At 61.6% G+C, this 23,140-nt stretch carries 25 protein-coding genes and 2 pseudogenes; 16 read left to right on the top strand and 11 right to left on the bottom strand.

The window, feature by feature from the left end; genetic code table 11:
* Nucleotides 1–58: 58 nt before the first annotated feature.
* The 6 genes and pseudogenes from PQR32_RS02835 to PQR32_RS02810 form a co-directional block, all read right to left on the bottom strand.
* Nucleotides 59–1,051: a succinylglutamate desuccinylase/aspartoacylase family protein gene (locus PQR32_RS02835; protein WP_408222066.1), complete on the bottom strand. Its 993-nt coding sequence runs from the start codon at nt 1,049–1,051 to the stop codon at nt 59–61.
* Between the two features lie 40 nt (nt 1,052–1,091).
* Nucleotides 1,092–1,520, bottom strand: a complete 429-nt coding sequence (locus PQR32_RS02830) for an ExbD/TolR family protein (protein WP_408222065.1) — start codon at nt 1,518–1,520, stop codon at nt 1,092–1,094.
* A gap of 58 nt (nt 1,521–1,578) precedes the next feature.
* Nucleotides 1,579–2,004: an ExbD/TolR family protein gene (locus PQR32_RS02825; RefSeq protein WP_408204696.1), complete on the bottom strand. Its 426-nt coding sequence runs from the start codon at nt 2,002–2,004 to the stop codon at nt 1,579–1,581.
* Nucleotides 2,005–2,031: 27 nt separating this feature from the next.
* A pseudogene (locus PQR32_RS02820) lies at nt 2,032–2,945 on the bottom strand (MotA/TolQ/ExbB proton channel family protein).
* A gap of 75 nt (nt 2,946–3,020) precedes the next feature.
* Complete coding sequence (locus tag PQR32_RS02815) at nt 3,021–3,719, bottom strand: energy transducer TonB (protein ID WP_408222064.1); 699 nt, start codon at nt 3,717–3,719, stop codon at nt 3,021–3,023.
* 370 nt (nt 3,720–4,089) lie between these two features.
* A pseudogene (locus tag PQR32_RS02810) lies at nt 4,090–4,296 on the bottom strand (aldo/keto reductase); the annotation flags it as partial.
* Between PQR32_RS02810 and PQR32_RS02805 the strand changes: the two are divergent.
* The 3 genes from PQR32_RS02805 (at nt 4,245) to PQR32_RS02795 (ending at nt 5,894) form a co-directional block, all read left to right on the top strand.
* A complete protein-coding gene (locus tag PQR32_RS02805; protein WP_408222063.1) occupies nt 4,245–4,529 on the top strand; it encodes a LysR substrate-binding domain-containing protein in 285 nt (94 codons plus the stop codon). The pseudogene PQR32_RS02810 and the gene PQR32_RS02805 overlap by 52 nt on opposite strands.
* Before the next feature lie 133 nt (nt 4,530–4,662).
* Complete coding sequence (locus PQR32_RS02800; RefSeq protein WP_408222062.1) at nt 4,663–5,157, top strand: phasin family protein; 495 nt, start codon at nt 4,663–4,665, stop codon at nt 5,155–5,157.
* A 215-nt stretch (nt 5,158–5,372) separates the two neighbouring features.
* A complete protein-coding gene (locus PQR32_RS02795) occupies nt 5,373–5,894 on the top strand; it encodes a hypothetical protein (protein ID WP_408222061.1) in 522 nt (173 codons plus the stop codon).
* Nucleotides 5,895–6,145: 251 nt separating this feature from the next.
* Here the strand turns inward: PQR32_RS02795 and PQR32_RS02790 are convergent, their stop codons facing one another.
* Nucleotides 6,146–6,397, bottom strand: coding sequence for a hypothetical protein (locus PQR32_RS02790; RefSeq protein ID WP_408222060.1), 252 nt, complete (start codon nt 6,395–6,397; stop codon nt 6,146–6,148).
* A gap of 549 nt (nt 6,398–6,946) precedes the next feature.
* Here PQR32_RS02790 and PQR32_RS02785 point away from each other — a divergent pair.
* Nucleotides 6,947–7,273: an H-NS family nucleoid-associated regulatory protein gene (locus PQR32_RS02785; RefSeq protein WP_408222059.1), complete on the top strand. Its 327-nt coding sequence runs from the start codon at nt 6,947–6,949 to the stop codon at nt 7,271–7,273.
* A 246-nt stretch (nt 7,274–7,519) separates the two neighbouring features.
* Here the strand turns inward: PQR32_RS02785 and PQR32_RS02780 are convergent, their stop codons facing one another.
* Nucleotides 7,520–8,032 carry a hypothetical protein gene (locus tag PQR32_RS02780; RefSeq protein WP_408222058.1) on the bottom strand — a complete coding sequence of 171 codons (513 nt, stop codon included), beginning with the start codon at nt 8,030–8,032 and terminating at the stop codon, nt 7,520–7,522.
* A 181-nt stretch (nt 8,033–8,213) separates the two neighbouring features.
* Between PQR32_RS02780 and PQR32_RS02775 the strand changes: the two genes are divergently transcribed.
* Together PQR32_RS02775 and PQR32_RS02770 are read left to right on the top strand one after the other, a co-directional pair.
* Nucleotides 8,214–8,942, top strand: coding sequence for a haloacid dehalogenase type II (locus PQR32_RS02775; protein WP_408222057.1), 729 nt, complete (start codon nt 8,214–8,216; stop codon nt 8,940–8,942).
* 235 nt (nt 8,943–9,177) lie between these two features.
* Nucleotides 9,178–9,651: a PRC-barrel domain-containing protein gene (locus PQR32_RS02770; RefSeq protein WP_408222056.1), complete on the top strand. Its 474-nt coding sequence runs from the start codon at nt 9,178–9,180 to the stop codon at nt 9,649–9,651.
* Nucleotides 9,652–9,872: 221 nt separating this feature from the next.
* On the opposite strand, the gene PQR32_RS02765 is transcribed toward PQR32_RS02770, so the two are convergent.
* A complete protein-coding gene (locus tag PQR32_RS02765) occupies nt 9,873–10,835 on the bottom strand; it encodes a 2-hydroxyacid dehydrogenase (protein ID WP_408222055.1) in 963 nt (320 codons plus the stop codon).
* A 313-nt stretch (nt 10,836–11,148) separates the two neighbouring features.
* On the opposite strand from PQR32_RS02765, the gene PQR32_RS02760 reads away from it, so the two are divergent.
* From PQR32_RS02760 to PQR32_RS02740, 5 genes are all read left to right on the top strand, one after another.
* Complete coding sequence (locus tag PQR32_RS02760; protein ID WP_408222054.1) at nt 11,149–11,907, top strand: SDR family oxidoreductase; 759 nt, start codon at nt 11,149–11,151, stop codon at nt 11,905–11,907.
* 55 nt (nt 11,908–11,962) lie between these two features.
* Nucleotides 11,963–13,279 (top strand): MFS transporter, encoded by a 1,317-nt coding sequence (locus PQR32_RS02755; protein ID WP_408222053.1) that lies wholly within the window; start codon nt 11,963–11,965, stop codon nt 13,277–13,279.
* Between the two features lie 26 nt (nt 13,280–13,305).
* On the top strand, nt 13,306–13,695 hold the full coding sequence (locus PQR32_RS02750) for a VOC family protein (RefSeq protein WP_408222052.1): 390 nt from the start codon (nt 13,306–13,308) through the stop codon (nt 13,693–13,695).
* Nucleotides 13,696–13,801: 106 nt separating this feature from the next.
* A complete protein-coding gene (locus tag PQR32_RS02745) occupies nt 13,802–15,046 on the top strand; it encodes a citrate synthase (protein WP_408222051.1) in 1,245 nt (414 codons plus the stop codon).
* 146 nt (nt 15,047–15,192) lie between these two features.
* Nucleotides 15,193–15,627: a YciI family protein gene (locus tag PQR32_RS02740; RefSeq protein WP_408222050.1), complete on the top strand. Its 435-nt coding sequence runs from the start codon at nt 15,193–15,195 to the stop codon at nt 15,625–15,627.
* 36 nt (nt 15,628–15,663) lie between these two features.
* Here PQR32_RS02740 and PQR32_RS02735 read toward each other — a convergent pair whose 3' ends face one another.
* The gene (locus PQR32_RS02735) at nt 15,664–15,951 is read right to left on the bottom strand and encodes a DUF1330 domain-containing protein (RefSeq protein ID WP_408222049.1); all 288 of its coding nucleotides are present in this window, start codon (nt 15,949–15,951) and stop codon (nt 15,664–15,666) included.
* Between the two features lie 126 nt (nt 15,952–16,077).
* Nucleotides 16,078–16,851: a VOC family protein gene (locus tag PQR32_RS02730; protein ID WP_408222048.1), complete on the bottom strand. Its 774-nt coding sequence runs from the start codon at nt 16,849–16,851 to the stop codon at nt 16,078–16,080.
* Nucleotides 16,852–17,112: 261 nt separating this feature from the next.
* Here PQR32_RS02730 and PQR32_RS02725 point away from each other — a divergent pair, with 261 nt between their 5' ends.
* From PQR32_RS02725 to PQR32_RS02705, 5 genes are all read left to right on the top strand, one after another.
* The gene (locus tag PQR32_RS02725; RefSeq protein ID WP_408222047.1) at nt 17,113–17,790 is read left to right on the top strand and encodes a type 1 glutamine amidotransferase domain-containing protein; all 678 of its coding nucleotides are present in this window, start codon (nt 17,113–17,115) and stop codon (nt 17,788–17,790) included.
* Nucleotides 17,791–18,034: 244 nt separating this feature from the next.
* On the top strand, nt 18,035–18,982 hold the full coding sequence (locus tag PQR32_RS02720) for a phosphodiester glycosidase family protein (RefSeq protein WP_408222046.1): 948 nt from the start codon (nt 18,035–18,037) through the stop codon (nt 18,980–18,982).
* Between the two features lie 320 nt (nt 18,983–19,302).
* On the top strand, nt 19,303–19,851 hold the full coding sequence (locus PQR32_RS02715; protein WP_408222045.1) for a (2Fe-2S)-binding protein: 549 nt from the start codon (nt 19,303–19,305) through the stop codon (nt 19,849–19,851).
* 11 nt (nt 19,852–19,862) lie between these two features.
* Nucleotides 19,863–20,867 (top strand): FAD binding domain-containing protein, encoded by a 1,005-nt coding sequence (locus tag PQR32_RS02710; RefSeq protein ID WP_408222044.1) that lies wholly within the window; start codon nt 19,863–19,865, stop codon nt 20,865–20,867.
* Between the two features lie 24 nt (nt 20,868–20,891).
* Nucleotides 20,892–23,129 (top strand): xanthine dehydrogenase family protein molybdopterin-binding subunit, encoded by a 2,238-nt coding sequence (locus PQR32_RS02705; RefSeq protein WP_408222043.1) that lies wholly within the window; start codon nt 20,892–20,894, stop codon nt 23,127–23,129.
* Nucleotides 23,130–23,140 lie beyond the last annotated feature (11 nt).

Genomic DNA, 23,140 nt, shown 5'->3' with positions numbered 1-23,140 from the left:
TCGCCGATAAAACGTGCAGTCGTCCAGGATAACGGCGCTGGAATTATCCGCCGCACCTTCAAACCGGCTCGGCAAGATGGAACAGACAGTCACCACGCTCCACGGCAGCCGGTACACGTTTGCAAACGACCTCGCCCGCGCTCGCGAAAAAAGCGGTGACCGGTTCCCGTAGCGGCGTGTCTGGGAAATGGATTCGCGCTGCAGGCTGGCCCGCCACGACTTGATCGCCCAACTCGACGAGTGGCTCGTACACGCCGCGATCATAGGCATACACATAGTGGCGCGAGCCGGACACCGTGAAGAAGCGCGTCTGCGCGGGCGGCCCGTCCGGAACGAGTGGTCCGCTCAACACGCCGATGTAAGCAAGCAGATTCAGCAGTCCTCGTCGCGCATCGCGCAGCAGGCTCGCCTGCACGGTGCCGCCCCCACCGAGCTCCGTGAGGATGGAAATCGCGCCCTGCCGCCGCGCGGCGCTCGCCGCATGGACCGGATTCGGCCGATGCAGAAATGCACGCGGCAAGCCGAACGCGGCAAGCAATGCTTTGAGCCGCTCGTCTTCCCCGGGGTCGCGCGGCTCGATGGCCAGCATATTGGCGCCGTGGTAAAGAAGCGAACTTCCGCCCGAATGCAGGTCGATCAGATATTGCGCGCGTGCGAGCAGCGTGTGCTCGATATAGTCGGCGATCGCGGCGGTCGGCGCGCCTTGCGGATCGCCCGGAAAACTGCGGTTCAGGTTGCCGCCGTCGAGCGGCGAAGTCCTCAGACCCGCGGCCGCAGCTGGAAAATTCGCCATCGGCAAAAAAATCAGTTGCCCGCGCACCCACTGCGGCTCGATCTCGCGAATCAGACTGGAGACCAGCACCTGCCCTTCGTATTCGTCACCGTGATTGCCGCCCATGAGCAGCACGACGGGACCGTCGCCATTGCGCACCGATGCGATCGGAATCGGAATCCAGCCGTACGCGGAACGATGAACGGAGTGAGGCAGACGCAGATAGCCCACGTGACGTCCGTCGGCATCCAGGTCGATTTCATTGTGCAGGGTACTCATGGGTTCTCCTTCGTGACGCGGGACAGCCGGTCAGACGCGCTCACTGCATATATTGTTCATTGCCGATGAGCCCGATCTTCGTCGCCCCTTCGCGCTGCGCAGCGGCCAGCACCGCGGCAACGTCCTTATATGGCGCAAGCTTGTTCGGCAACAGGTGAATCTCCGGCTGGTCCGGCTGCGCCGCGACTTCGGCCATATGCTTCTCCAGATCGGCGCCGGCCGCAACCGGCGCACCGTTCCACGTGATCGTGCCGTCGAAATCGATGTCGACCTGCACGACCGGCGGCGGCACGGCTTGCGGCGGCGGGTTGCCGACCGGCAGATTCATCTTCACCGAGTGCATCTGGATCGGAATCGTGATGATCAGCATGATCAGCAACACCAGCATCACGTCGATCAATGGCGTGGTGTTGATGTCGACCATCACTTCCGGTTCGCTGTTGCCGCTCGAAGCTATGTTCATTCCCATTGTCGACTCCTGTCGATCGGACTTGGCGCTTTAGCGCTTAGTCCGATCCCATCCAAAGCTAGCCGCCGCGCGCTGGCGGCTGCGTGATAAATGATACCTTCGAGATCCCCGCGCGCTCGCAGGCGGTGACCACACGCCCGATGAATTCATAGCGCGTAGTCTGATCGCCGCGGACGTGCACCTCAGGCTGCGGCAGCTTCACCGACGCTACCTTCAGCCGCGCGAGCAGCGTCGGCGTATCGACAAGCTTCTCGTTCCAGAACAGGTCGCCGTCCTTGTTGACCGCGATCTCGATGCTGTCCGGTTTGCTCTGCAACGGGTTCACCGTCTGCTGCGGCAACTGCACCGGCACCGTGTGCGTGACGACCGGAATCGTGATCAGGAAAATGATCAGCAGCACCAGCATCACGTCGACGAGCGGCGTCGTGTTGATGGCGGCAATGACCTCGTCTTCCTGACCGTCCTGTCCAACGTTCATGGCCATGACTTCTAGCTCCGCCTGTTGGGTGGCTCAATGCGCGTTCGCAACCGCGCGTACCTGGCGCTTCGTGCCCGGCAGCAGGACGGTGTGCAACTGCGCGCCAAACGCACGCACGCGTTCCATCACCGACTGTTGCGACGCACGAGGAAGTTGTAGCCCAGCACGGCCGGCACCGCGACCGCGAGTCCGATCGCGGTCATGATCAGCGCTTCGCCGACCGGGCCTGCCACCTTGTCGATCGACGCCTGCCCGGCGATGCCGATCGCGGTCAGCGCGTGATAAATCCCCCATACCGTGCCGAACAGGCCGACGAACGGCGCCGTCGAGCCCACCGTGCCGAGGAATGCCAGGCCGTCCTGCAAGCGGTTCGACACATTGGTAATGGCACGCTCGATCGACACGTCGATCCAGGTGTTGCGATCCACCGCTTCGAGCAAGGCTTCGTCATGGTGCTTGCCGGCCTCGATCCCCACTTGCGCGACAAAACGGAACGGCGAATTCTCGTCGAGTTGCTCCGCGCCTTGTGCGAGCGACGGCGCGCTCCACAGTTGCTCGTCGGCCGATTTCGCGCGGTGGTTCGCGCGCAGTTGCTCGAAGAACTTGGTGATCATGATGTACCAGCTTCCCATCGACATCAGCACGAGCAGAATCAGCACGAAACGCGCGACGAAGTCGCCGTTCGCCCATAGCGCGCTGAGACCATACGGGTTGGTCACTTCGGCGCTCGTCGCCGCGAGTGGCGGCGGCACCGACTGGTCGGCGGCCGCGCTCGCCTGCGACGTCGCCGGGCCGTGTTCTACACCCGATGCAACGGGCGTGGGCGCTACAGTGGCGGTCGGCGCGCTTGCCTGGGCCCAAGCCGCCCGCGGCGCGGCGAGGAAGCTGACGGACGTAGCCGTGATCAGCAGGCTGGCCGCCACGGCGGCAAAGGAACGCTTCTTCATACATGCTCCAGATGGTGCAGTCATTGATATTGAGTGGGTTTGCATCAAGGCAGGCGAGGACCGCGCACGCGACGCTCAGTTCAGGTTGAACGAGAACGGCACCTGTACGCGAACCGGCTGTCCTTGCGAAATGCAGTTGAACTTCTTCACCGCGACGAAGGCCGCTCGATCGAGGATCGGATCGGCGGACTGCTCGACCTTCTCGTCGGTCACGTGCCCCTGCGGGTCGACCACGAAGGAGATCGTCACGTCGCCCGTGATGTTGTTGTCCTGTGCTTCCTGCGGGTAGCCCATCGAGCGGCGAATCTCGTCGGAGTTCGGGCATACGACGCCGATCACGTGACTAACGGGCTTCGCGGGCGCCGGCGCAGGCGGCGCCACAGGCGCGGGCGGCGGTGCGACCGGAGTCGGCTCCGGTGTGGCCTGATGCGTGATCGTCGGCGCGGGCGGCGGCGTGACCGCCACTTCGGGCGGCGGCACGAATGGTCGCGGTGGCGGCGGTGGCGTGAACTTCGGCGGCGGCAACTTCACCGTCGGGATCGGCGGCGGCGGTGGCGGTTTCACCGGTTCGATGATCCTGGTCTCGATCGGCTTCTGCACGATCTGCACGACCTTGTTCGCAAGGCCATTCGTCAGCGCCCAGATGAAGAAGATATGCAGCAGCAGGACCACGGTGATGCCGGCGTAACGGCGAACCGGATTCTGCTGACGACGCCCATAGTGGCGTGGACGTGCACTCGACGGCGCCGATCCGGAAATCAGCTCTGTTGCCATACATCACTCCGGTAGCTGTAGCCTGTGCTGCTCACGACCGATCTCCTTAATACCTTGCACAAAGAATCGCCGGCATGTTTATGCTGGGCTGCAATGGGAAAGTGAAATACGTTATCCCCACGCGGTATTTGAGTGAACAAAGAATTCCATCTTTGGATTCCTGTCCACGCGTAAGAAAGATCGGAGTGAATCGAACCAGTCGCGCCGCGCCTTGCGCTCAAAATTTCGGGGACAGTCGGCAGCGTGGGTAAGCGAAGTGACATAGACCGCGACCCTTTGCGATACCGGGAAATCTCTTCCGTGGGTCAGCCTTTTGACTTATAGCTGGTTGCGATGCTTGCGTTTCGGTAGGTCTGGTGGAGTTGTTCGTGGACTTCAGTCTATCGAGCGATAGCGCAGCGTCCGCCGTATAGTCATTGACGTTGACGAGTTTGTTAGGATGGCAAAACTCGAAAAACCCTCCTTTCTCGCCGAGGTCGCGCGCGGCGGGCTCTTCGATATTGTCGAGAACAAGCCGGCCAACTTTTGTGCTCAGCACGTAGTCGTCACGATCGTGCTTCCGCAGAGCTGCGCCAACGCCGTCTCGATGTCGCGCTGGTCGGTGAACCGCCGCTCGAGGACGACCTGGACCTCGACGGCGCGCAACTTCCGAGCGCCCCCATGTTGCTTGCGGTTCCCGATTCGCATTCTCTAGCCACCACGCCCAGGCTCACTCCTGCCGCACCTGGAAATCTCGACAGGATTGCCGTGCCGCGTGCGGCGAAGTGGACATGCAAGAGAGTCACGCCCAGAACCACGCGACGAAACTGATTGACTTCCCGGTATTCCCCCGTACAATGGGTTTTGTTGCAGCGCAGCAATTTGCCCTGCCCTTTTTGGCGCGCGGTTTTGTTTTCAATCAGAGCCCCTCGCACTCTTGCCGCCTTACCCTTACGGAGCAGTGATGAGCACTCTTATTCCCCAACAATTGGTTGCCGCCCAGCAGTCCAGCCTCGAAACACTTTTCGGCCTGACGAACAAGGCATTTGAAGGCTTCGAAAAGCTGGTCGCGTTGAATTTGCAAGTTGGCAAAGCGACTCTCGCCGAAAACCAGGAAATCGTCGCCAAAGCCCTCTCAGCCGGCAACCCGGGTGCGCTGTTCGCACTGCAAGCAAGCCTCTCGCAGCCTGTGGCGGAAAAGGTAGTCGCATACGGCCGCCAGGTTCACGAAATCGTGTCCGGCGTTCAGAGCGAAATCTCCGCCGCTGCGACAGCACATGGCCAACAGTTCCAACGAGAAGCACAAGGGTTCGTCGAGAACCTCCAGAAGAACGCGCCGGCAGGAAGCGAATCCGCTGTTGCCGCGTGGAACTCGGTTCTCTCGGCAGCGAATGCGACCTATGAATCGGCCAACAAAGCTGCAAAGCAGTTCGTGTCGACAGTGTCCGCCGTTCAGTAAGACTCGTCGTCTCTCTTAGACTTTTTGCGTCTACAAATGCGAACTTCGGTTCGCATTTCTTCTTCCGGAACCGGATGTATTGAGAAGCAACGAATGCTGTATATGGTTGCGTCAGAGCAGGAGCGCGCTCCATGACGACGTACTGACTGTGACTCGACAAGTTGAGGCGCTGGCGCTGCTTAAACCGCAAGGACGAAATGAACGGACACACCGCAATGGACGACCGATTTGATCGACGAGAATTGCTGCTTCACCTGGGCGACATTCTTGCCGCTTTGAACTGTTTAGCCGGCACGAACGAACCGAACGCGTCGGTGGCGCATCTTGTGCAGAAACACGCTTCATTGCAGGACATCGCGTTCCTTAAAGCCTTGGCGCCAAAAATGACGGCGGCCGAATTCAGCGCGCGCGCCGCCCGCTCATTTTTCCTGTGGCCAACGGAGTTGCTTGAGGCAGAGCTCAACCAGGACGCGTTGGCGTCAACCGTTCAGCACAACCTTTTTGACGGCAACCCCGACGGCTGGAACGTGTATATCGGCTACGTCCAGAAGAAAGTGAAGTGGTTCGGCACCGGACTTTCGAATAATAAAAAGGACGCTCCGGCTGAACCGTCGCACGGTGCCCGCACTGAGGCGGGTTCGGTCGAGGCTGCCGTTATGGCCGTGCCGGCCGCGGAAGCGGCAGTGCCCAACGAGAAGAGAGGCTGGCCTTGGCCCGAACCAAGGCCGACGTCGTGACGCGTCCTGTTCGTGGCCTATACCTCCACGTCAAGATTCCCGAGCACTGACACTCGGGTTGCAAAGTCCGGTCGGCTCGCTCCTGAAGCCGGCCGACGCTTCGCATGTCCAGAGATCTCCCATATCAGGACGCGCCCGGACCTTAAAGGATGAAAGGGAACCCGGCCATCCCGACCAAGGGCGCCGGTCCCTTTCCCGACGCGAGCAAACAGTACCGTCAGTGGTTGACTCGCGCGCCGTCAGTTGATTTTTTAGCTGCCTCCAAAAAAGACGTTGCATTGCGGGTCCACCCTGCACGGCCTGGCATGTTTCGCACCGCTTTGGACTCTGGTATCAGGCGTGCCGCCATAGGCCTCCATCCCCGCACTGGGTGAAGAATCAGTCTGAGTCGCGACGTTCTGCTGTGGGGCGGGTTGTGCAGCCTCGGGCGTGTTTTGCGCATCCGCAAAACCGGCCATGACAAGCAACCCGAAAGCAGAAGCAACCATCAATCGTAATTTCATGTTGGCTCCTTAAACTAGTTTAAGTTTTCCATCCATGCGATTCGTTATTCGCGTGTCCTGCGGTTGAAATCCATCAGGATGTGCGGATACAAAACCGTCTTCGAATCCGCGGGCCAATCGCCCTAGGCCAAAGTTTCAGGCAATTGGGAAAAGATACGAAGCGCAGTGCGCCGAGCGAAGGTCTGTGGGCGCAAGACGGCGTGCGAACAGGTAATGTCGATGGATCTCATGGACCCATCGACACGTAAGAGTCGCACCTGCAAATACGTTATAGGGCGCAGAAAGTCGAAACGAAAGCGAATGTTTAAAGCGGGTCCCCGCACGCAACGCGGAAACGGCCTTTTGTGGCGGTTTGAGATTGGAGTTGTCACAAGAGGCGCGAAAGTTTTGCCAATCTGCCTGCAACAGTGTTTTCAGAAATCGCACATCGACGCCAGATTTCCTCGACACGATACTTGCCACATCCGAATTGTCTAGTGGCGGGGCGCGTCGGCGAAGCAAGACGACACGAGACCGCTGCGAGGCTGGAACTTCGAAGGGGAAACCGACATGGATGAGCAAAAACGCCAAAGCATGATTGCATACCTGCGTCGCAAGATGACGAAGGTTGGTATCAAGGTGGGCGACCTCGCGGCAGCAATTGCCGAAGACCGGGCGCGTCAAAAGTCGGCACGATACCGCAGCGCTTTCGGCGACACCTGGGGTGGCAAGGGCGACATGCCGCAGTGGCTGAGGCAAGCCACCAGTGCCGGGCAGTCACTGGCGCACTTTGCCGTTGAGAAAACGTCGACTTCGGCTAGCCGTCTACGTCCTGTCATCGACTGGAGTCGGGACCCGTTCGCTGGCACGCGACTGGCCACAGTTCGGCCGTCGTAAGCTGATATCTGGTTGGTGTGTCACGCGGGCGGTTCGATCACGCGACCTCGTAGTCAAAGGGCTCTCGCGGCCTGGTTGGCTTACTAAGCGTATTGACTCATGCCGCTTCGTCAAAGTAGACGATCGTCCAGTTGGGCAGTTCTGCCTTTAGTCGGCCGCTGTCGCGTGCCGTCGACGTGCGTCCAGTTCAGCCACTGGTTCAAGCTGTCGCGGAGCTGTCGAACACGGGTACATCGCCCCTGGCGTTCAATGCGAACGCCCGTGGCCTCCGCCACCGCCCCAGTAGTGGCCGCCGCCCATACCGTGTCCTGGGTAGCCGTGGCCGCCCCAGCCGCCATGACCGCCCCAACCGCCTCGATATCCGTGCCCCCAGTAGCCGTGGCGACCCCAGTAGCCGTATCGGCCGCCTCCATAACAGCAGCCGCCCCAGTAGCCGAAGCTCAGTGAAACCGATGGTCCCCACCACGCTGGCGAGCCGTAATATGGATACGCGACCGGGTAGTACGCGGGTGCGACGAAGACGGGTACGACTGGTGCGGCATAGGTATTCGCCGATGCAGTCGCATCTGACGCAACGCCGCCGGGTGACGCTGCGTCGGCCACCGAGAACGGATATTGCTGTTGCGCGGCCGCCGCCGGCATAGTGCCGTACGGAACGTAGCCATAGGGCACGTAATAGTAGCAACCGGACAAAGCTGCGGACAGGACCGCCAACGCAACGGCGCTGCCCGCGCGCGACGTTGCATCCAGCGTTTTCATGACGTGCTCTCCAAGGTCTGACGCGACGCAGCCTACTGCTGCGCGCACCTTTAATACAGTCAGCTTACTCCAGAAAACGGCATGGCTATGCGCCTCAGGGTTCAAGGACATCACGCATCGGAGTGCGGCCGCCGCGGTTAGACTTGTTTCACCTCACCACACTGCCTGAAAGGTCCACGACATGCCGAAAAGCTCGGAAATCAAGGCTCTCCTGTTCGACGTCTTCGGGACGGTTGTCGATTGGAGAAGTGGTGTCGCCCGCGATGCGGGTCAGTTTCTCAGCCGCCATGCCGTGCCGATCGACTCATTTGCGTTTGCAGACGCGTGGCGACGCGAATACGCGCCCGCAATGGAGGAAATACGGAGCGGGCGGCGGCAGTTTGTCCGGCTTGACGTATTGCATAGAGAAAACCTGCTCAAAGTAATAACCGACTATGGCGTGGACGTCCGTTCAATGTCCACGGAAGAACTCGATGAACTGAATCACGCCTGGCACCGCCTCGACCCTTGGCCTGATTCCGTCGAGGGACTGCTGAGACTCAAGCGCCGGTTCATGATCGCCCCGCTCTCGAACGGAAACATCAGGCTGATGGTGGATATGGCGAAACGGGCCGCGCTTCCGTGGGACGCAATTCTCGGAGCGGAAGTCGTTCGGGCGTACAAGCCGTCGCCACAAGTCTACGTCGACACCGTCGAAATCCTTGGTCTGAATCCTGCGGAGGTTTGCATGGTTGCAGCCCATAACGGCGACCTCGCGGCCGCACGTCAATGTGGGTTGAAGACGGCGTTCGTCGTGCGCCCAGTCGAACACGGACCCGCCCAACGGAGCGACCTGCATGCCGAACAGACCTGGGATTTCGTAGCAGCGGATATGAACGACCTGGCTACGAAGCTCGGCTGCCCTACGTAGCGACCCGGACGCCTGCGATGGCATCGTCCTTTTCTTTGCTTCCAAAACTCCTGCCCCAAAGCTCGTCGCCCATTTCAGTAACCGAGCCACCCGGCCTTTGTGCCCGCCGCAGTGCGAGCGACACGCCAGTTCTTCGAACCCGCGCCTTGAGGGACAGTTCGGGTCATCCTGCAGCCGACGGCTCGGGAACACCGCTTGCGCACCACTGGAGTACCTTTTTTGAAGGAGGTGAATCATGGGCTCAATCAATCCGCAAGGTGACACCCAGCGCGGAGCCGATATCGTCGGCAGTGGCATGGGCGAGGGTCCGGGGCCGGACATCATGGCCGCGGCAACGCTCGATGGGAACAAGGTCATGTCCTCTGATGGCGAACACGTTGGAAAAATTTCAGACATCATGCTGGACGTCAGGAATGGACGCATCGCCTACGCCGTACTTTCTGAGGGCGGTTTCCTCGGGATGGGTTCCAACCTGCATGCGATCCCGTGGAGTGCATTGACTCTCGACACGGACGAGAAGTGCTTTGTCGTCGACATTACGGCACAGCGCCTCAAGGACGAGCCGGGTTTCGACAAGGACCACTGGCCGATGATGGCGGACGCGAAGTGGGGCGAGTCAACGTACAGCTACTACAACCAGCAGCCGTACTGGGCAGCGACCCATGAAGTGGTGGAAAGCGACCCTGCCATCAGACCGAGCGAACACTGAAATACACCAACAGGTAAGCCGTCCCAGGCGGACGGCTAGTCTGTCGCTCCAACGCTTACGCCACCGCGCCCTCTGCGGGCGGCGTAAGCGCATCAAATAAAGCGCAAGTCGTCTGTTAGCTGTGCCTTGTGGTTTATTGCGTAAACCGTTTATTGCGGCGAGTGGTTGAAACACGCTCCGCCACTCGCGCATTGCCGGCTCCGCTTTCGAGGAGCCGAACGTCAGACCGGATTCAGAGCAGGCCGCTCATCCAGCACGGCGGCAACATTGTCGAGCGCCGTAAAACCCATCTGGTCGCGCGTCTCAATCGTGGCGCTGGCCATATGGGGCGTCAGGAACACGTTGTCGAGTCCGGCGAACCGCTTGTCGACATTGGGCTCGTTTCGGTACACGTCCAGACCTGCGCCGAACAGATGCCCCGAAGTCAGCGCTTCATAGAGCGCGTCTTCGTCCACCAGTCCGCCACGCGCCGCGTTGACAAAAACCGCGCCCGCGGGCAGAAGCCCAAACTCCTTTTTCGCCATTAGCGGGACGCCGCCGCCCGGCACGTGCAGCGTCAGCACCTGACAGTGCGGCAACATTTCGTCGAGGCTGGTGTAAAACGTCGCGCCGTTTTCCAGCGACGGAGCCGCACGGCTGATGTCCGTATAGATCACGCGCATGCCGAAACCCTGCGCGCGCTTCGCGACCGCGCGTCCGATACGCCCGAATCCGACGATGCCGAGCGTCTTGCCATTGACTCGCGTACCCAGCATCTCGGTCATCCCGAATGATTTCCCCCATCCGCCGCGCATGATTCGTTCGTATTCCGATGCGCGGCGGCAGGCCGCCAGCACGAGCAGCATGGAGAAATCGGCCGTGCATTCGGTCAACGCATCGGGTGCGTTCGTGACGATGATTCTCCTGTCGCGGGCGGCGGCCACGTCCATGTGATCGAAGCCCGCGCTGGCGTTCGCAATGATCTTGACTGTCGAGGGCAGCGCGGCAATGTGCTCCGCTTGCAAACCGGACTTCTTCCCGATCAGCACAGCCGGCGTTTCGTGTTTCCTGCAAAAGTCGACGACAGACCACGCATCCATATCAGACTCGGTCACGAAGGCATGGAATTCGGCCTCGGCGCGAATCGCCACGGCTGTGGGAACCTTTCGCGCAATCAACAGCCTGGTGCGGTTATTTTCCGGCATGGTTTTTCCTTGGGTAGACAGACGTCGAGAGACTACGAAACCGCGGACCAGACCGTCAATGTTGATTGGATGAATCAACTCATCGGAGACGATTGCCCCCTTTATTCGTCTCGGCGTGCCTTGCGCGTTGCGATGCGCTGTCTTCCACGCCTGATCCGTCGCGCTGCCGGCAACGCGCGCATCAGGAAAACCCTGGTGCGCGCCCCATCGGCAAGGCGCTCAGATGTTGATTCAATGAATCAAGATTGCTCGACGCATGGCGCGGATGCAAATCTCCTTCCCGTGTTCAACTGAACTGTCCAGAGGAAGTGAAATGCCTGCATCGAAGAAATTTGCCGCCGTGACCGGCGCCGGCTCCGGCATCGGCCGCGCCGCCGCCGTGGCGCTCGCCAACGCGGGATTCGCCGTCGCGCTGATCGGGCGCAGAGCCGAGCCGCTGCTGGAAACGAAGGAGACCATCGGCATTGCCGGTGGAGAAGCGCAGGTATTCCAAGCCGACGTTGCGGACGCAGCATCGGTCGAGCACGCGTTTTCGCACATTGCCAAGGCATTCGGCCGGCTCGACGTGCTCTTCAACAACGCAGGCCGCAATGCGGGGGCCGTCCCGCTGGAAGACTACGAGACCGATTTCTGGAACGATGTCGTGGCCACCAATCTGACCGGCGTCTTTCTGTGCGCCCGGGCCGCTTATCGCATGATGAAAGCGCAGTCCCCTCAAGGCGGACGCATCATCAATAACGGATCGATCTCCGCTCACTCGCCGAGGCCGAATACCATCGCCTATACGGCAACCAAACATGCCGTGACCGGCATCACCAGATCGATCGCGCTGGACGGACGTGCATTCAACATCGCCTGCGGCCAGATCGATATCGGCAATGCGGCCACACCGCTCACGGAACGCATGAACCGCGGCGTACTGCAAGCGGATGGACGCATGGCGCCTGAAGCAAGAATGGATGTGACGCACGTCGCGAATGCGGTCGTGCATATGGCCAGCCTTCCGCTCGAAGCGAATGTTCTTAACATGACCATCATGGCGACTGCCATGCCGTTCGTCGGCCGCGGATAGATCGCCCTTACGCCAAATATAAAAAGAACAACCGGCCAATGTTATGGAGACACCGATGAAAGTCGTAGAGGAACAAACATTGCCGGCGCGAAACGCGGCTTACGCGGATACCACCAAACGCTCCAGGGTCCGGTACATCGTGCTGTCGATGTTGCTCGTGGCGACCATTCTCAATTACGTGGACCGGTCGGCGTTGGGCATCGTTGCACCGGGCCTCTCCAAGGGCCTGGCGCTCAACAAGATGCAGATGGGAGAGCTGTTTGCGGCATTCGGCCTGGCCTATTCCATTGCGCTCGTCCCCGGCGGCGTGCTGACCGACATTCTCGGCTCGCGCCTTGCCTATGCCCTGTCTCTCGTCGGCTGGTCATTCGCCACGCTGACGCAGGGTCTCGCGACCGGCTATCACATGCTACTCGGATCGCGACTCGCGATCGGCGCGCTGGAGGCGCCGGCTTTCCCTTCGAACGCGCGCGCCGTGACGCTGTGGTTTCCCGCCGGGGAGCGCGGCTTCGCAACCAGCGTCTATGTCATGGGGCAATACATTGGGACGCCCTTGTTTACCGGCTTGTTGCTGTGGATCTCCGCCGCGTACGGTTGGCGTACGGTCTTTTACGTCACGGGCGGCTTCGGCATTCTGTTCAGCCTTCTCTGGTACCGGGTTTATCGCGATCCGCTTCAGCACTCGGGCGTGAACGCGGCCGAACTGCACTACATCAATGAAGGCGCTACGGCGGCGCGCAAGTCTCGCGAGAAGTTCGATTGGCGCATGGCGCTCAAGCTGCTCCGCTATCGGCAAGTTCTCGCCATTTGTCTCGGGAAGTTCTGCAACAACACCTTGCTGGTGTTCTTCACCACGTGGTTCATGACCTATCTGATCGAAGCGCGCCACATGTCGATGATCAAGGTCGGGATCTTCCAGGCACTCCCTTTTATCGGCGCGACGCTCGGCATTCTCGTGGCCGGCTTCCTCTCGGACTTTTTCATCCGCCGCGGGGTGTCGCTTTCCACTGCGCGCAAGGCGCCGCTCATCATCGGCACCTTGTTGGGCGCGTCGATTGTGTTCGTCAATTTCGTCGAGTCGAACGAATGGGTGATCGCCATCCTGACTATCGCGTTCTTCGCGCAGGGTGTCGGCTCGATGTCGTGGGCCGCCGTTTCCGAAATCGCGCCTCGCCAGTACGTGGGACTGACCAGCAGCATCACCAGCCTGGCGGCCAACATCGCGGCCGTCACCACTCCGCTCATGATCGGCTACATCACGCAGCACACCGGCCACTTCTACTGGGCCCTCAACCTGATGGGCGCGATATGCCTGCTCGGCACGCTCTCCTACTCCGTGTTGCTGGGGAAGCTTTCCCGCATCGAACTGTGACGCTCTTGACTATCCGGTGAAATCGTATGCTTGAATTCAAGTGGGATCATCTGCAACTCTGTTCGGCCGACGCCGAAGCCACCGCCGCATGGTTTGCGCGCTGCCTGAACGCCGAGATCGTGCGTCGCCCGGGGCGCGTGGATTTGCGCATCGGCAGCATCAACCTGTTCATCACCTCGCTGGCGGGCGCCCAAATCGGCCGCCCTGATGGCGAGCGGAAACAGGGCATCGATCATTTCGGCGTGGTCGTGGACGATCTCGATACCGCGTTCGAGCATCTGTTGCGCTGCGACGCGGAAATCGTCGAGCCGATCAAGCAGGTCCGCCCCGGCGTCAGAGCCTGCTTCGTGCGATCGCCGGGGGACATTCTCATCGAGATCCTGGAGCGGCGCCCCGCCGAGATGACTTTTACCTGAAAAGACGTCAATATTGACGTTCGATCGGTTACGCTCGCCTGCACGGCGCGTTCCGCATCACGACGGCCCTGCTGCCCGTTCCGCCGCATCTCTTGCCTGCCATCCCATGCGAAACTGGATCACTCTGACTGAAGCTGCTCGACAACTCGGAGTGCAAGCGCAGACTGTCTATGCGTACGTCAGTCGAGGCAATATCGCGGTCATGCCGGACCCGAATGACCCGCGCAAGAGCCTTTATCGTGCAGAAGACGTCGCCGGCCTGTGCCGCAAAAAACAGGTTGGACGCAAGCGCGAGGCGCTCGCCGCCGGAACCATATTCGGCACCGAGCCTTGCATTTACAGCAGCATCACCACCTTCTCGAAAGGCCGGGCGTATTACCGGGGACGGGATAGCATCCGGCTTTCGGACACGGCGACGCTCGAAGACGTGGCGGCCATTCTCTGGAATGCGCGCGCGCCCGTCTCCTTCGAAAGCGGTGACCTGCCGCTACAGGGCGGCGAGCGAGGCAGGCAATGTGCGTTCACATCGCTGGCGGCGCTCGCGGCCTGCGGGCACTCGACCCTCGGACGCACCGACAGCGCATTGCATGTCGAAGCCGGCCGGCTCGTGGCACTCATCGCGCAAGCGTTCGGTGCGCGCTGTGATGCGAATGCACAAACGACGCATGAACGGCTCGCGCTCGGTTGGGGCCAGGACCGCGACGGCGCCGAACTCATCCGCCGCGCCATGGTCCTCGTGGCCGACCATGAGACGACGAGTTCGGCGTTCGCCGCCAGAATTACCGCCTCCACCGGCGCATCCCTGCCGGGATGCCTGCTCACGGGGCTCGCGACTCTCTCCGGCCCGCTGCATGGCGATGCGTCAGGCCGCGTGAGGGCCGTGTTCGACGACGTCGGAAGACTCGGTGCAGAGCAGGTCGTCGTCCATCATTTGCAGTCGGCCACTCCCATTCCGGGGTTTGGGCATCATCTCTATCCGGACGGCGATGCGCGTGCGGCCGCGTTGCTCGAGGTGCTGAGTCCGCCTCAAGAACTCACGTCGTTCATCAACAAGGTCGTTGAGCTGACCGGCCTCAGGCCGAATATCGACATTGCGCTTGCCGCATTGGCGGCGCAGTTGGAATTGCCACGCGATGCGTCGTTCGCGCTCTTCGCAACGGCCCGAAGCGTGGGTTTGCTTGCGCATTGTATCGAGCAGCTCCGGGTGGGCAAGGTCATACGGCCACGCGGCCGCTATACCGGGCGCGCATTGGAAGACGCCAGCCCCGCGCTGCCCGCGGAAGGCGGCGAGAAGACGCTCGATCCAGCCACGCTCGACAAGAATCGGGTGTTCAAGGCGGTCGAGCGCTGAGGGGGCGTACAGGCCCAATCTCCGCTGAAATAGAAAACCCTCGACGCCAACTGTCGATTTTGCGCGCACTCGTTCGTCGTAGTGTTGAAGGCACCGAATGCCTTCCGACATAATCCGAGACTCACCTTTTGGACAGGAGAAACGAAATGCGCGTAATGGTCATGGTCAAGGCGACCGCCGAATCCGAAGCCGGTCAAATGCCCGGCACGGAACTTTTCGAGGCGATGGGCCGATATAACGAGGAACTCGTCAAGGCCGGCATCATGCTCGGCGGCGACGGACTGAAACCGAGCTCGAAGGGCGTGCGCGTGAGGTTTTCTGGCAAGGACCGGACCGTCGTCGACGGTCCGTTTGCTGAAACCAAGGAACTGATCGCGGGCTACTGGATCTGGCAAGTGCAATCAATGGACGAGGCGATCGAATGGGTACGCCGCTGCCCGAACCCGATGGCCAGCGACTCGGAAATCGAAATTCGCCCGTTCTTCGAGGCCGCGGACTTTGGCGAGGCGTTCACGCCTGAGCTTCAGGAAGGCGAAGAGCGGCTGCGGCAGCAGATTGAATCCAATCGAGGTAAAAGCTAAGGAAACGCTCCACGCGCCGATCGTTACCGCCTTTCGTCACACGCCTTCGACGAGAACAGCGCGGTAACGCGCGCCCTTGAACCGGTGCTGTGCGACCTCCTGATACGCCGGGCTGTCGTACCACGCTCGCGCGGCCGCCGTCGATGGAAATTCAGCGATTACGACGCCCTCTGGTGGGTCGCCCTCAAGAACCTGCTGAGGTCCGTATACAGCGAGAAGCTTGACGGGATGACCCTTGAAGGTCTCGCCCACCTTGCTTTGATAGATGTCGAGCTCACCCTGATCCTGCGTGCTCTCCTTCGTGAAAACGATATAGGTCGCCATAACGTACGCTCCTGAGGTGATGTGAAGATGCGCACGATGATCCCCTGCGAGCGTATTGGACCTCGATACGCAGCGTCGGCGCATAGTCGAATCGGTTTCGCATCCTCCATTCTAGTGCCGCGATAGCTATCCCGCCGTCGTAGCATGAATCGCCTTGACGACCTCATCGGTGAACCGTGTGTCGCCCACTTCGATGTCTCCGGACAATCGCACAGTAATTTCCTGCAAGAGCCAACCGTTGCCGTCCGGATCGCTGAACGAAGCGTACGAGGCATAACTTTGTCGTTGCGGATTCAAGCCGCTAACCACGCATTTCGCGTCAGCATGGTGAAACACGCCGCCCGTGTCGTGGAATGGCTCGCTGATCCCGATGCCACGACGGAGCAGTGCGTTGCGCGCGGCCACGATGTCGGAGACGACGAGATGAAGCGCCTGGGCCGAGCCGGGCGCGGCCGCGGTAACGTTCGTGCCGAACATGACTGAGCATCCGGAGCCGGGCGGCGTGAACTGGATCACGCGGTAGTCGTCCCCTGCCTTGAAGTCGAGATCGAGCCGCCAACCCAACTCGCCATAGAAGCGCTTGGCGCGATCGACGTCCGAGACAGGGATGACGACTATCTCGAGCTTCATGTCGAACGCGCCGGCGTCCAGGGTCTCAACTGTGCGTTCGGTGCGCATTGGAATGTTGCTCATGTCTGGCTCCTGAGAGGCGTTGACCACCGGTTCCCCATTCACTGCTTCGGGTATGTGGAAACACAATATGTGAAAACGCAACGTGAAAACACGACGCCTGACGACACAATCTTTTGCATTGATGCCAGCACGAAAACAGCAGCGTTGCCGGCATTGCACCACGGTGCCGCCGGGTCGAACGGCGAAGCGCTGCGCATACCATCGCATGGTCAGGCAATACCTTCGCGTGATGGCGCTCCTCGGGAGCCGAACCACAATACAAGCGGTCATCACATGCGTCGGCAATAGGAGGCCGCTGTGACAGCGTCCTCTTCACCGCGCCCGGCAGCCCCATCCTCCAGGCCCGCACGGGCCAATTTCCCGGCAAGGCGAGGACCACGAACATCTGCCCCGAGGAACGACTTCCCCTCAAGCATTTCCTGCGGCGAAGCCGCGTTTAGACACTGGCCTCAATGAACGGAGACTGCAATGAAAATCCTGTTGGTTTTGACTTCGCACAACGTGCTTGGCGATACCGGCAAGCCGACCGGCTTCTGGCTCGAAGAATTCACCGCCCCTTACTATGCGTTCACGGATGCCGGTGCCGAGGTCACCGTGACCTCGCCCAAGGGCGGTCATCCACCGATCGATCCCAGAAGCGACGATCCCGACAATCAGACTGACTCGATGCTGCGCTTCAAGAAAGATTCTGCGACCCAGAAGGTGTTGGCCAACAGCGTCAAGCTCGCCGACGTCAAGGCGGACGACTACGATACGATCTTCTATGCCGGTGGCCATGGCCCGATGTGGGATCTGACCAATGACAGGAACTCGATCGCCTTGATCGAGGCTTTCTACAATGCCGGCAAGCCGGTCGCCGCCGTCTGTCATGGCCCTTGTGTTCTGCTCAAGGCGACCTACGAGGGACAGCCTCTCGTCAAGGGAAAGCGCGTCACCTGCTTTACCAATGATGAGGAAGAAGCTGTGGGCCTCACCAAGGTCATGCCCTTCCTCGTCGAGGATGAGCTCAAGCGTCTGGGCGGCCACTTTGAAAAGGTGGCTAATTGGGCTGTGCTCACCATTGTCGACGGACGGCTGATCACCGGTCAGAACCCGGCCTCATCTGGCCCGACTGCCAAGGAGCTGCTGAAGGTTTTGCAGGCCTAGTTCCAATCGGGCGCGGGCCACGAAGCCCGCGCCCGGTAATTGAGGAATCTATCGCAGCGGCGGCATCATCGTCGCTGACTCGGCTGAATTTCTTTTCGATAAATGTTTTTTTTGGCGCGCATGCCGATCATCATCGAAAGCCGAATGAAAAAAAGAAATCACGTGTTGGTCATATCGCGTCTCTAACGTCTGCGGCACGGTAAGAGTGACGACTTCGTCGCCGCCGTCCATGGAGACTAAAGAGATGACGCGTGCCCTGTTCCCCGTCTCAGCAACTCTGAAAGCGCTCGCCGCCGCGGCGATCATCGGCCTCGCTTCGGCCAGCGTGCAAGCCGACGTGCCCGATCCCACCACGCAGATCACGCAAAGCGGCTACTCGCCCGTGTATCTCGGCGTCGATGCCGAAACCGCGACCGTGCCGTCGAATCCCGCGACTGCGGGCGGCAAGCCGACCGTGAGCCGCGCGTACGTGATGCGCATTGATTTGCGCGCGCCGGGCGTGAGCGTCGAGACGACCGGGCATAGCGGCCCGCTGATGACGACGTCGGAGACGATCTCGCAATTCGCCGCGCGCACCGGCGTGCGGCTCGCAATCAACGCGAACTTTTTCGCGCCGTGCTGCGCGACGACGCCCGAGCCGAAGTCGATCATCGGCTTGCTGGTGTCGCACGGCCAGATTGTGAGTCCGCTGACCAATGACCCGACGCAAAGTGAAGCGGTCCTTGCGATCACGCGGCAGGGCCGCGCGTATATCGCCGAAGCGCCGCAGATTTCGGCGCAGGATCTGAAGCTGATCGACACGGCGGTCGCTGGCTCGGCGATTCTGCTGAAAAGCGGCCAGGACGTCAGCGCGCAAAGCCCGAACGAAGGCGATCCGCTTAATCCGAATCCGCGCACACTGGTCGGCCTGTCGCAACAGGGGCGCTTTCTCTATCTCGTCGTGATCGATGGACGCGTCGCGGGTTATTCGACAGGCACGACCAACGCGCAATCGGCGCAACTGATGAAGGCGATCGGCGCGGATGACGCGATCAATCTCGACGGCGGCGGCTCGACCGAACTCGTGCGCGCCGATCAGATCGGCGTGCCGTTTATCGTCGATACACCGAGTGGCGGTGCGGAACGGCTCGACGCGTCGGCGATCGGCGTGCATGCTTTGAAGCTGCCGGACTTGCCGGGGTTGCCGTTTTAAGGCGTTGAATATTTGAAGCTGCACCAGCTCTTTCAAAATGGCCGGGCGCTCACGCGTCCGGCCATTTTCTTTCTGCGTTTGCAGTAGATTGATCCCGACATTCGCGATCAGTCGAGCCGGTCAGTCAAAAAAAATTTCAGGCACGACACGCCTGGGCATCAGATTTGCTGCTAAATCATCTGGGCGTGCGTGACGCGTCTTCGACGCTCGCTCCTCTGAACGCCCGACACCCGGCGAATCGATCGCCAACGGATCCAATCCTGCTTCAGCCTGCCGCCCGGCCGCGCCAATTGTGGCCGCTCTCGCCATGAGGAGAACGCATGATGCAACAGACCGCCTCCAAAACCACGCAACAGAGCGCTGACCCCGCCGCAGTCCGACCCAGTCGCCAGCCTTCCGCGAACGCGTCGATGCCAGTCGAGTTGACCGTCAACGGCAATCTCTACACGCTGTCCCTCGATCCGCGCACCACGCTGCTGGACGCGCTGCGCGAGCATCTGCACCTCACCGGCACCAAAAAGGGTTGCGACCACGGCCAATGCGGCGCGTGCACGGTGCACATCAACGGACTGCGCGTGAATGCATGCCTGTCGCTTGCCGGCACGCACGCCGGCGACGAAATCACCACCATCGAAGGCATCGGTCAGCCCGAAGCGCTGCATCCGATGCAGGCGGCGTTTGTAGAATGCGACGGCTATCAGTGCGGCTACTGCACGTCGGGCCAGATCATGTCCGCGGTCGCGTTGCTCGACGAAGCGGTCGGGCCGGGCGACGCCGAGGTGCGCGAAGCGATGAGCGGCAATCTGTGCCGCTGCGGCGCCTACCAGAACATCGTCGCGGCGATCCAGCGCGTGCGCGGCCAGTCCTGAGGAGCGCCATCATGGAAATCTTCCAGTTGTCGCGCGCCAACGGCGTGCGTGACGCGATCGCGGCGGGCGCGGCCTCGGCAACGGCCCAGCAAGGCGCACAAGTGCGCTTTCTCGCAGGCGGCACGACCTTGCTCGACCTCATGAAGCTGAACGTCGAGCGGCCGACGCGGGTCATCGATATCAGCCGGCTGCCGCTCGACGGTATCGAAGCACTGCCCGATGGCGGCGTGAAGATCGGCGCGACGGCGCGCAATGCGGACCTGGCATTGCATCCGCTGATCCGCGCACCGTACGCCGTGCTGTCGCAGGCGCTGCTCGCCGGAGCCTCGGCCCAATTGCGAAACATGGCTACCACCGGCGGCAACCTGCTGCAACGCACGCGCTGCGTGTACTTTCGCGACACCGCGATGCCATGCAACAAGCGCGAGCCGGGCTCGGGCTGTCCGGCGATCCAGGGATTCAATCGCACGCTCGCGATTCTCGGTGCAAGCGACGCCTGCATCGCCACCAACCCGTCAGACATGAACGTCGCCTTGACCGCGCTCGACGCGACCATTCACGTCGAAGGGACGGACGGCGAGCGCAACATCGCGATCGACGACTTCTTCGTGTTGCCGGGCGCAACGCCACAGCGTGAGAACGTGCTCGACGCAGGCGACCTTATCACGCACGTGACACTACCGCCTCTACCAGCGGGTGCCCGCTCGGTTTATCTGAAGCTGCGCGATCGCGCGTCGTACGAGTTCGCGCTGGCGTCGGCCGCCGTGGTCGTGACGGTCGAAGGCGGACGCATCGGGCATGTGCGCGTCGCGCTCGGTGGCGTGGGCACGCGGCCTTGGCACGCGCTCGAAGCGGAAGCCGTGCTGCGTGGCGCAACGCCCGATGCCGCGACCTTCCGCAAGGCCGCGGATGCCGCGCTCGCGAACGCGAAGCCGCACAGCCAGAACGGCTTCAAAGTCGAACTCGCGCGCCGCTGCATCGTCCATGCACTGACGCAGGCTACGGCCACGCCCTGAATCGCCGATCGAAAGGAATGCACCATGTCCATCTTGCCCGACTCCGTGCTGTCCGTGATCGGACGGCCTCAAGCGCGCGTCGACGGACCGCTGAAGGTCAGCGGCAGCGCCACCTATACCTCCGATGTGGATCTGCCCGATCTGCTGATTGCCGTGCCGGTGTGCAGCACGATCGCGAGCGGCCGGCTCGTGTCGCTCGACATCGCGGGCGCCGACGCGATGCCCGGTGTACACGCGGTGCTGCATCGAGACAATATCGGCCGCTTCTACCGGCTCTCCGGCAATTCGATGGAGACCGGCTTCGTCGACGAAGCACGGCCGCCCTTCGAGGACGACATCATCCGCTACTACGGCCAGTACATCGCCGTCGTGATCGCCGATACCTTCGAGGCGGCGAACGCGGCATCGGCGGCGATCGGGGCCAGCTACGAAATCACGCCGCACGACGTGCGCGACGAACTCGAGGCCGACGACAAGCCCAAGGTCGAGAGCAAGCGCGGCGATCCGGATCGTGCGTTCGGCGCAGCGCCGGCGACGCTCGACGCAACCTACGTGACGCCGACGGAAACGCACAACCCGATCGAACTGCACGCGTCGATCGCGGACTGGGACGGTGAGAACTACACGTTTTACGAGACCACGCAGGCCATTTCGGTCCACCTGGGCACGCTCTCGCAGATGCTCGGCGTGCCGAAGGAAAAGATCCGCGTGATCTCCCGCTATCTTGGGTCGGGCTTTGGGGGCAAGCTGTGGATGTGGCCGCACACGCTGCTCGCGGCGGCGGCGACGCGCCAGACCGGCCGTCCCGTGAAGCTGGTCGTGAGCCGCAAGATGATGTTCCAGAACGTCGGCCACCGTCCCGTCACGCAGCAGCGGGTGCGGGTGTCCGCTGAACGCGACGGCAGACTCACGTCATTGCAGCACGACTACGTCAACCACACCGCGATCGCCGACGAGTACCAGGAAAGCTGCGGCGAAGTCACGCCGCTCATCTATAGCACGCCGAATCTGCGCGTGACCTCCGGCCTCGCGCGCCGGAACGTCGGCTCGCCGACGTCGATGCGCGGCCCAGGTGCCGTGCCCGGCCTGTACGCAATCGAATCCGCGATGAACGAACTGGCGCATGTGCTGAACCTCGATCCCGTCGAATTGAGGCTGCGCAACGAACCGCGCGTCGACGAGAGCACGGGTCTGCCGTTCTCTTCACGGCATCTCGTCGAGTGTTTGCGCACTGGCGCCGAGCGCTTCGGATGGTCGCAGCGGACGCCGGATGTCGGATCGATGCAACGCGACGGCCTGACTTTGGGCTGGGGCGTCGGCGCCTGTGTCTGGCCAGGGTTGCGCTTTTCCGCTGCTGCGGACGTCGATCTTCGAGCGGACGGCAGCGCCCGGGTGGTATGCGGCACGCAGGACATCGGCACCGGCACGTACACGGTGCTCGCGCAACTGGTCGCCGAAGAAACCGGCATTCCGCTCGAGCGCATCGAGGTCGGTCTCGGCGATTCAGTGTTGCCACCGGGACCCGTTTCGGGTGGCAGCGCGGCGACAGCATCGGTGATTCCCGCAGTGCTCGATGCGGTGCGTGCGGCCATCAAGATTTTGCTGTCGCGTGCGGCGGCCGTCGACGGTTCGCCGTTCAAAGGCGCCGCTGAAGATGAGCTCGCGTTCAGCGCGGGACACGTGCATCGCAAAGGTGAAGCGCCAGAGCGCGGCGTGCCGTTCGGCCAGATTCTCGAAGCAGCGAAGATGCGCGCGGCGTCAGGCAGCGGTAGCGCCAAGGGCGGCTTCGACGATCCGCTAAAAAAACGTTTCTCCATCTATTCCTACGGCGCGCACTTCGCCGAAGTCACGTGGCAGCCGGAGATCGCACGGCTGCGCGTGAGCCGCGTCGTCACGGTGATCGATGGAGGACGCATCGTCAATCCGCGCGCCGCGCGCAACCAGATCGAAGGCGCAGTCGTCATGGGCGTCGGCATGGCGCTGTTCGAGCATACGATGTACGACAAACAGACGGGCGCACCGATCAATAGCAACCTGGCCGATTACGTCGTGGCGACGAACGCGGATACTCCCGAACTTGACGTGACCTTTCTCGATCATCCGGATACCGTGTTCAACGAACTCGGCGCTCGCGGGATCGCGGAAATCGGCCTTGCAGGCATCGCGGCGGCGATTACCGATGCTACCTATCATGCAACCGGCGTGCGCGTGCGGAAGTTGCCGATCATGATCGAAGATCTGCTGGCTGCGGACATGGCTTGAGGACAGATGTT

Origin of the sequence: Paraburkholderia dipogonis (assembly GCF_046027395.1) — a bacterium.
Taxonomy (GTDB): Bacteria; Pseudomonadota; Gammaproteobacteria; order Burkholderiales; family Burkholderiaceae; genus Paraburkholderia; species Paraburkholderia dipogonis_A.
This window is presented reverse-complemented; position numbering and strand designations above follow the sequence as displayed.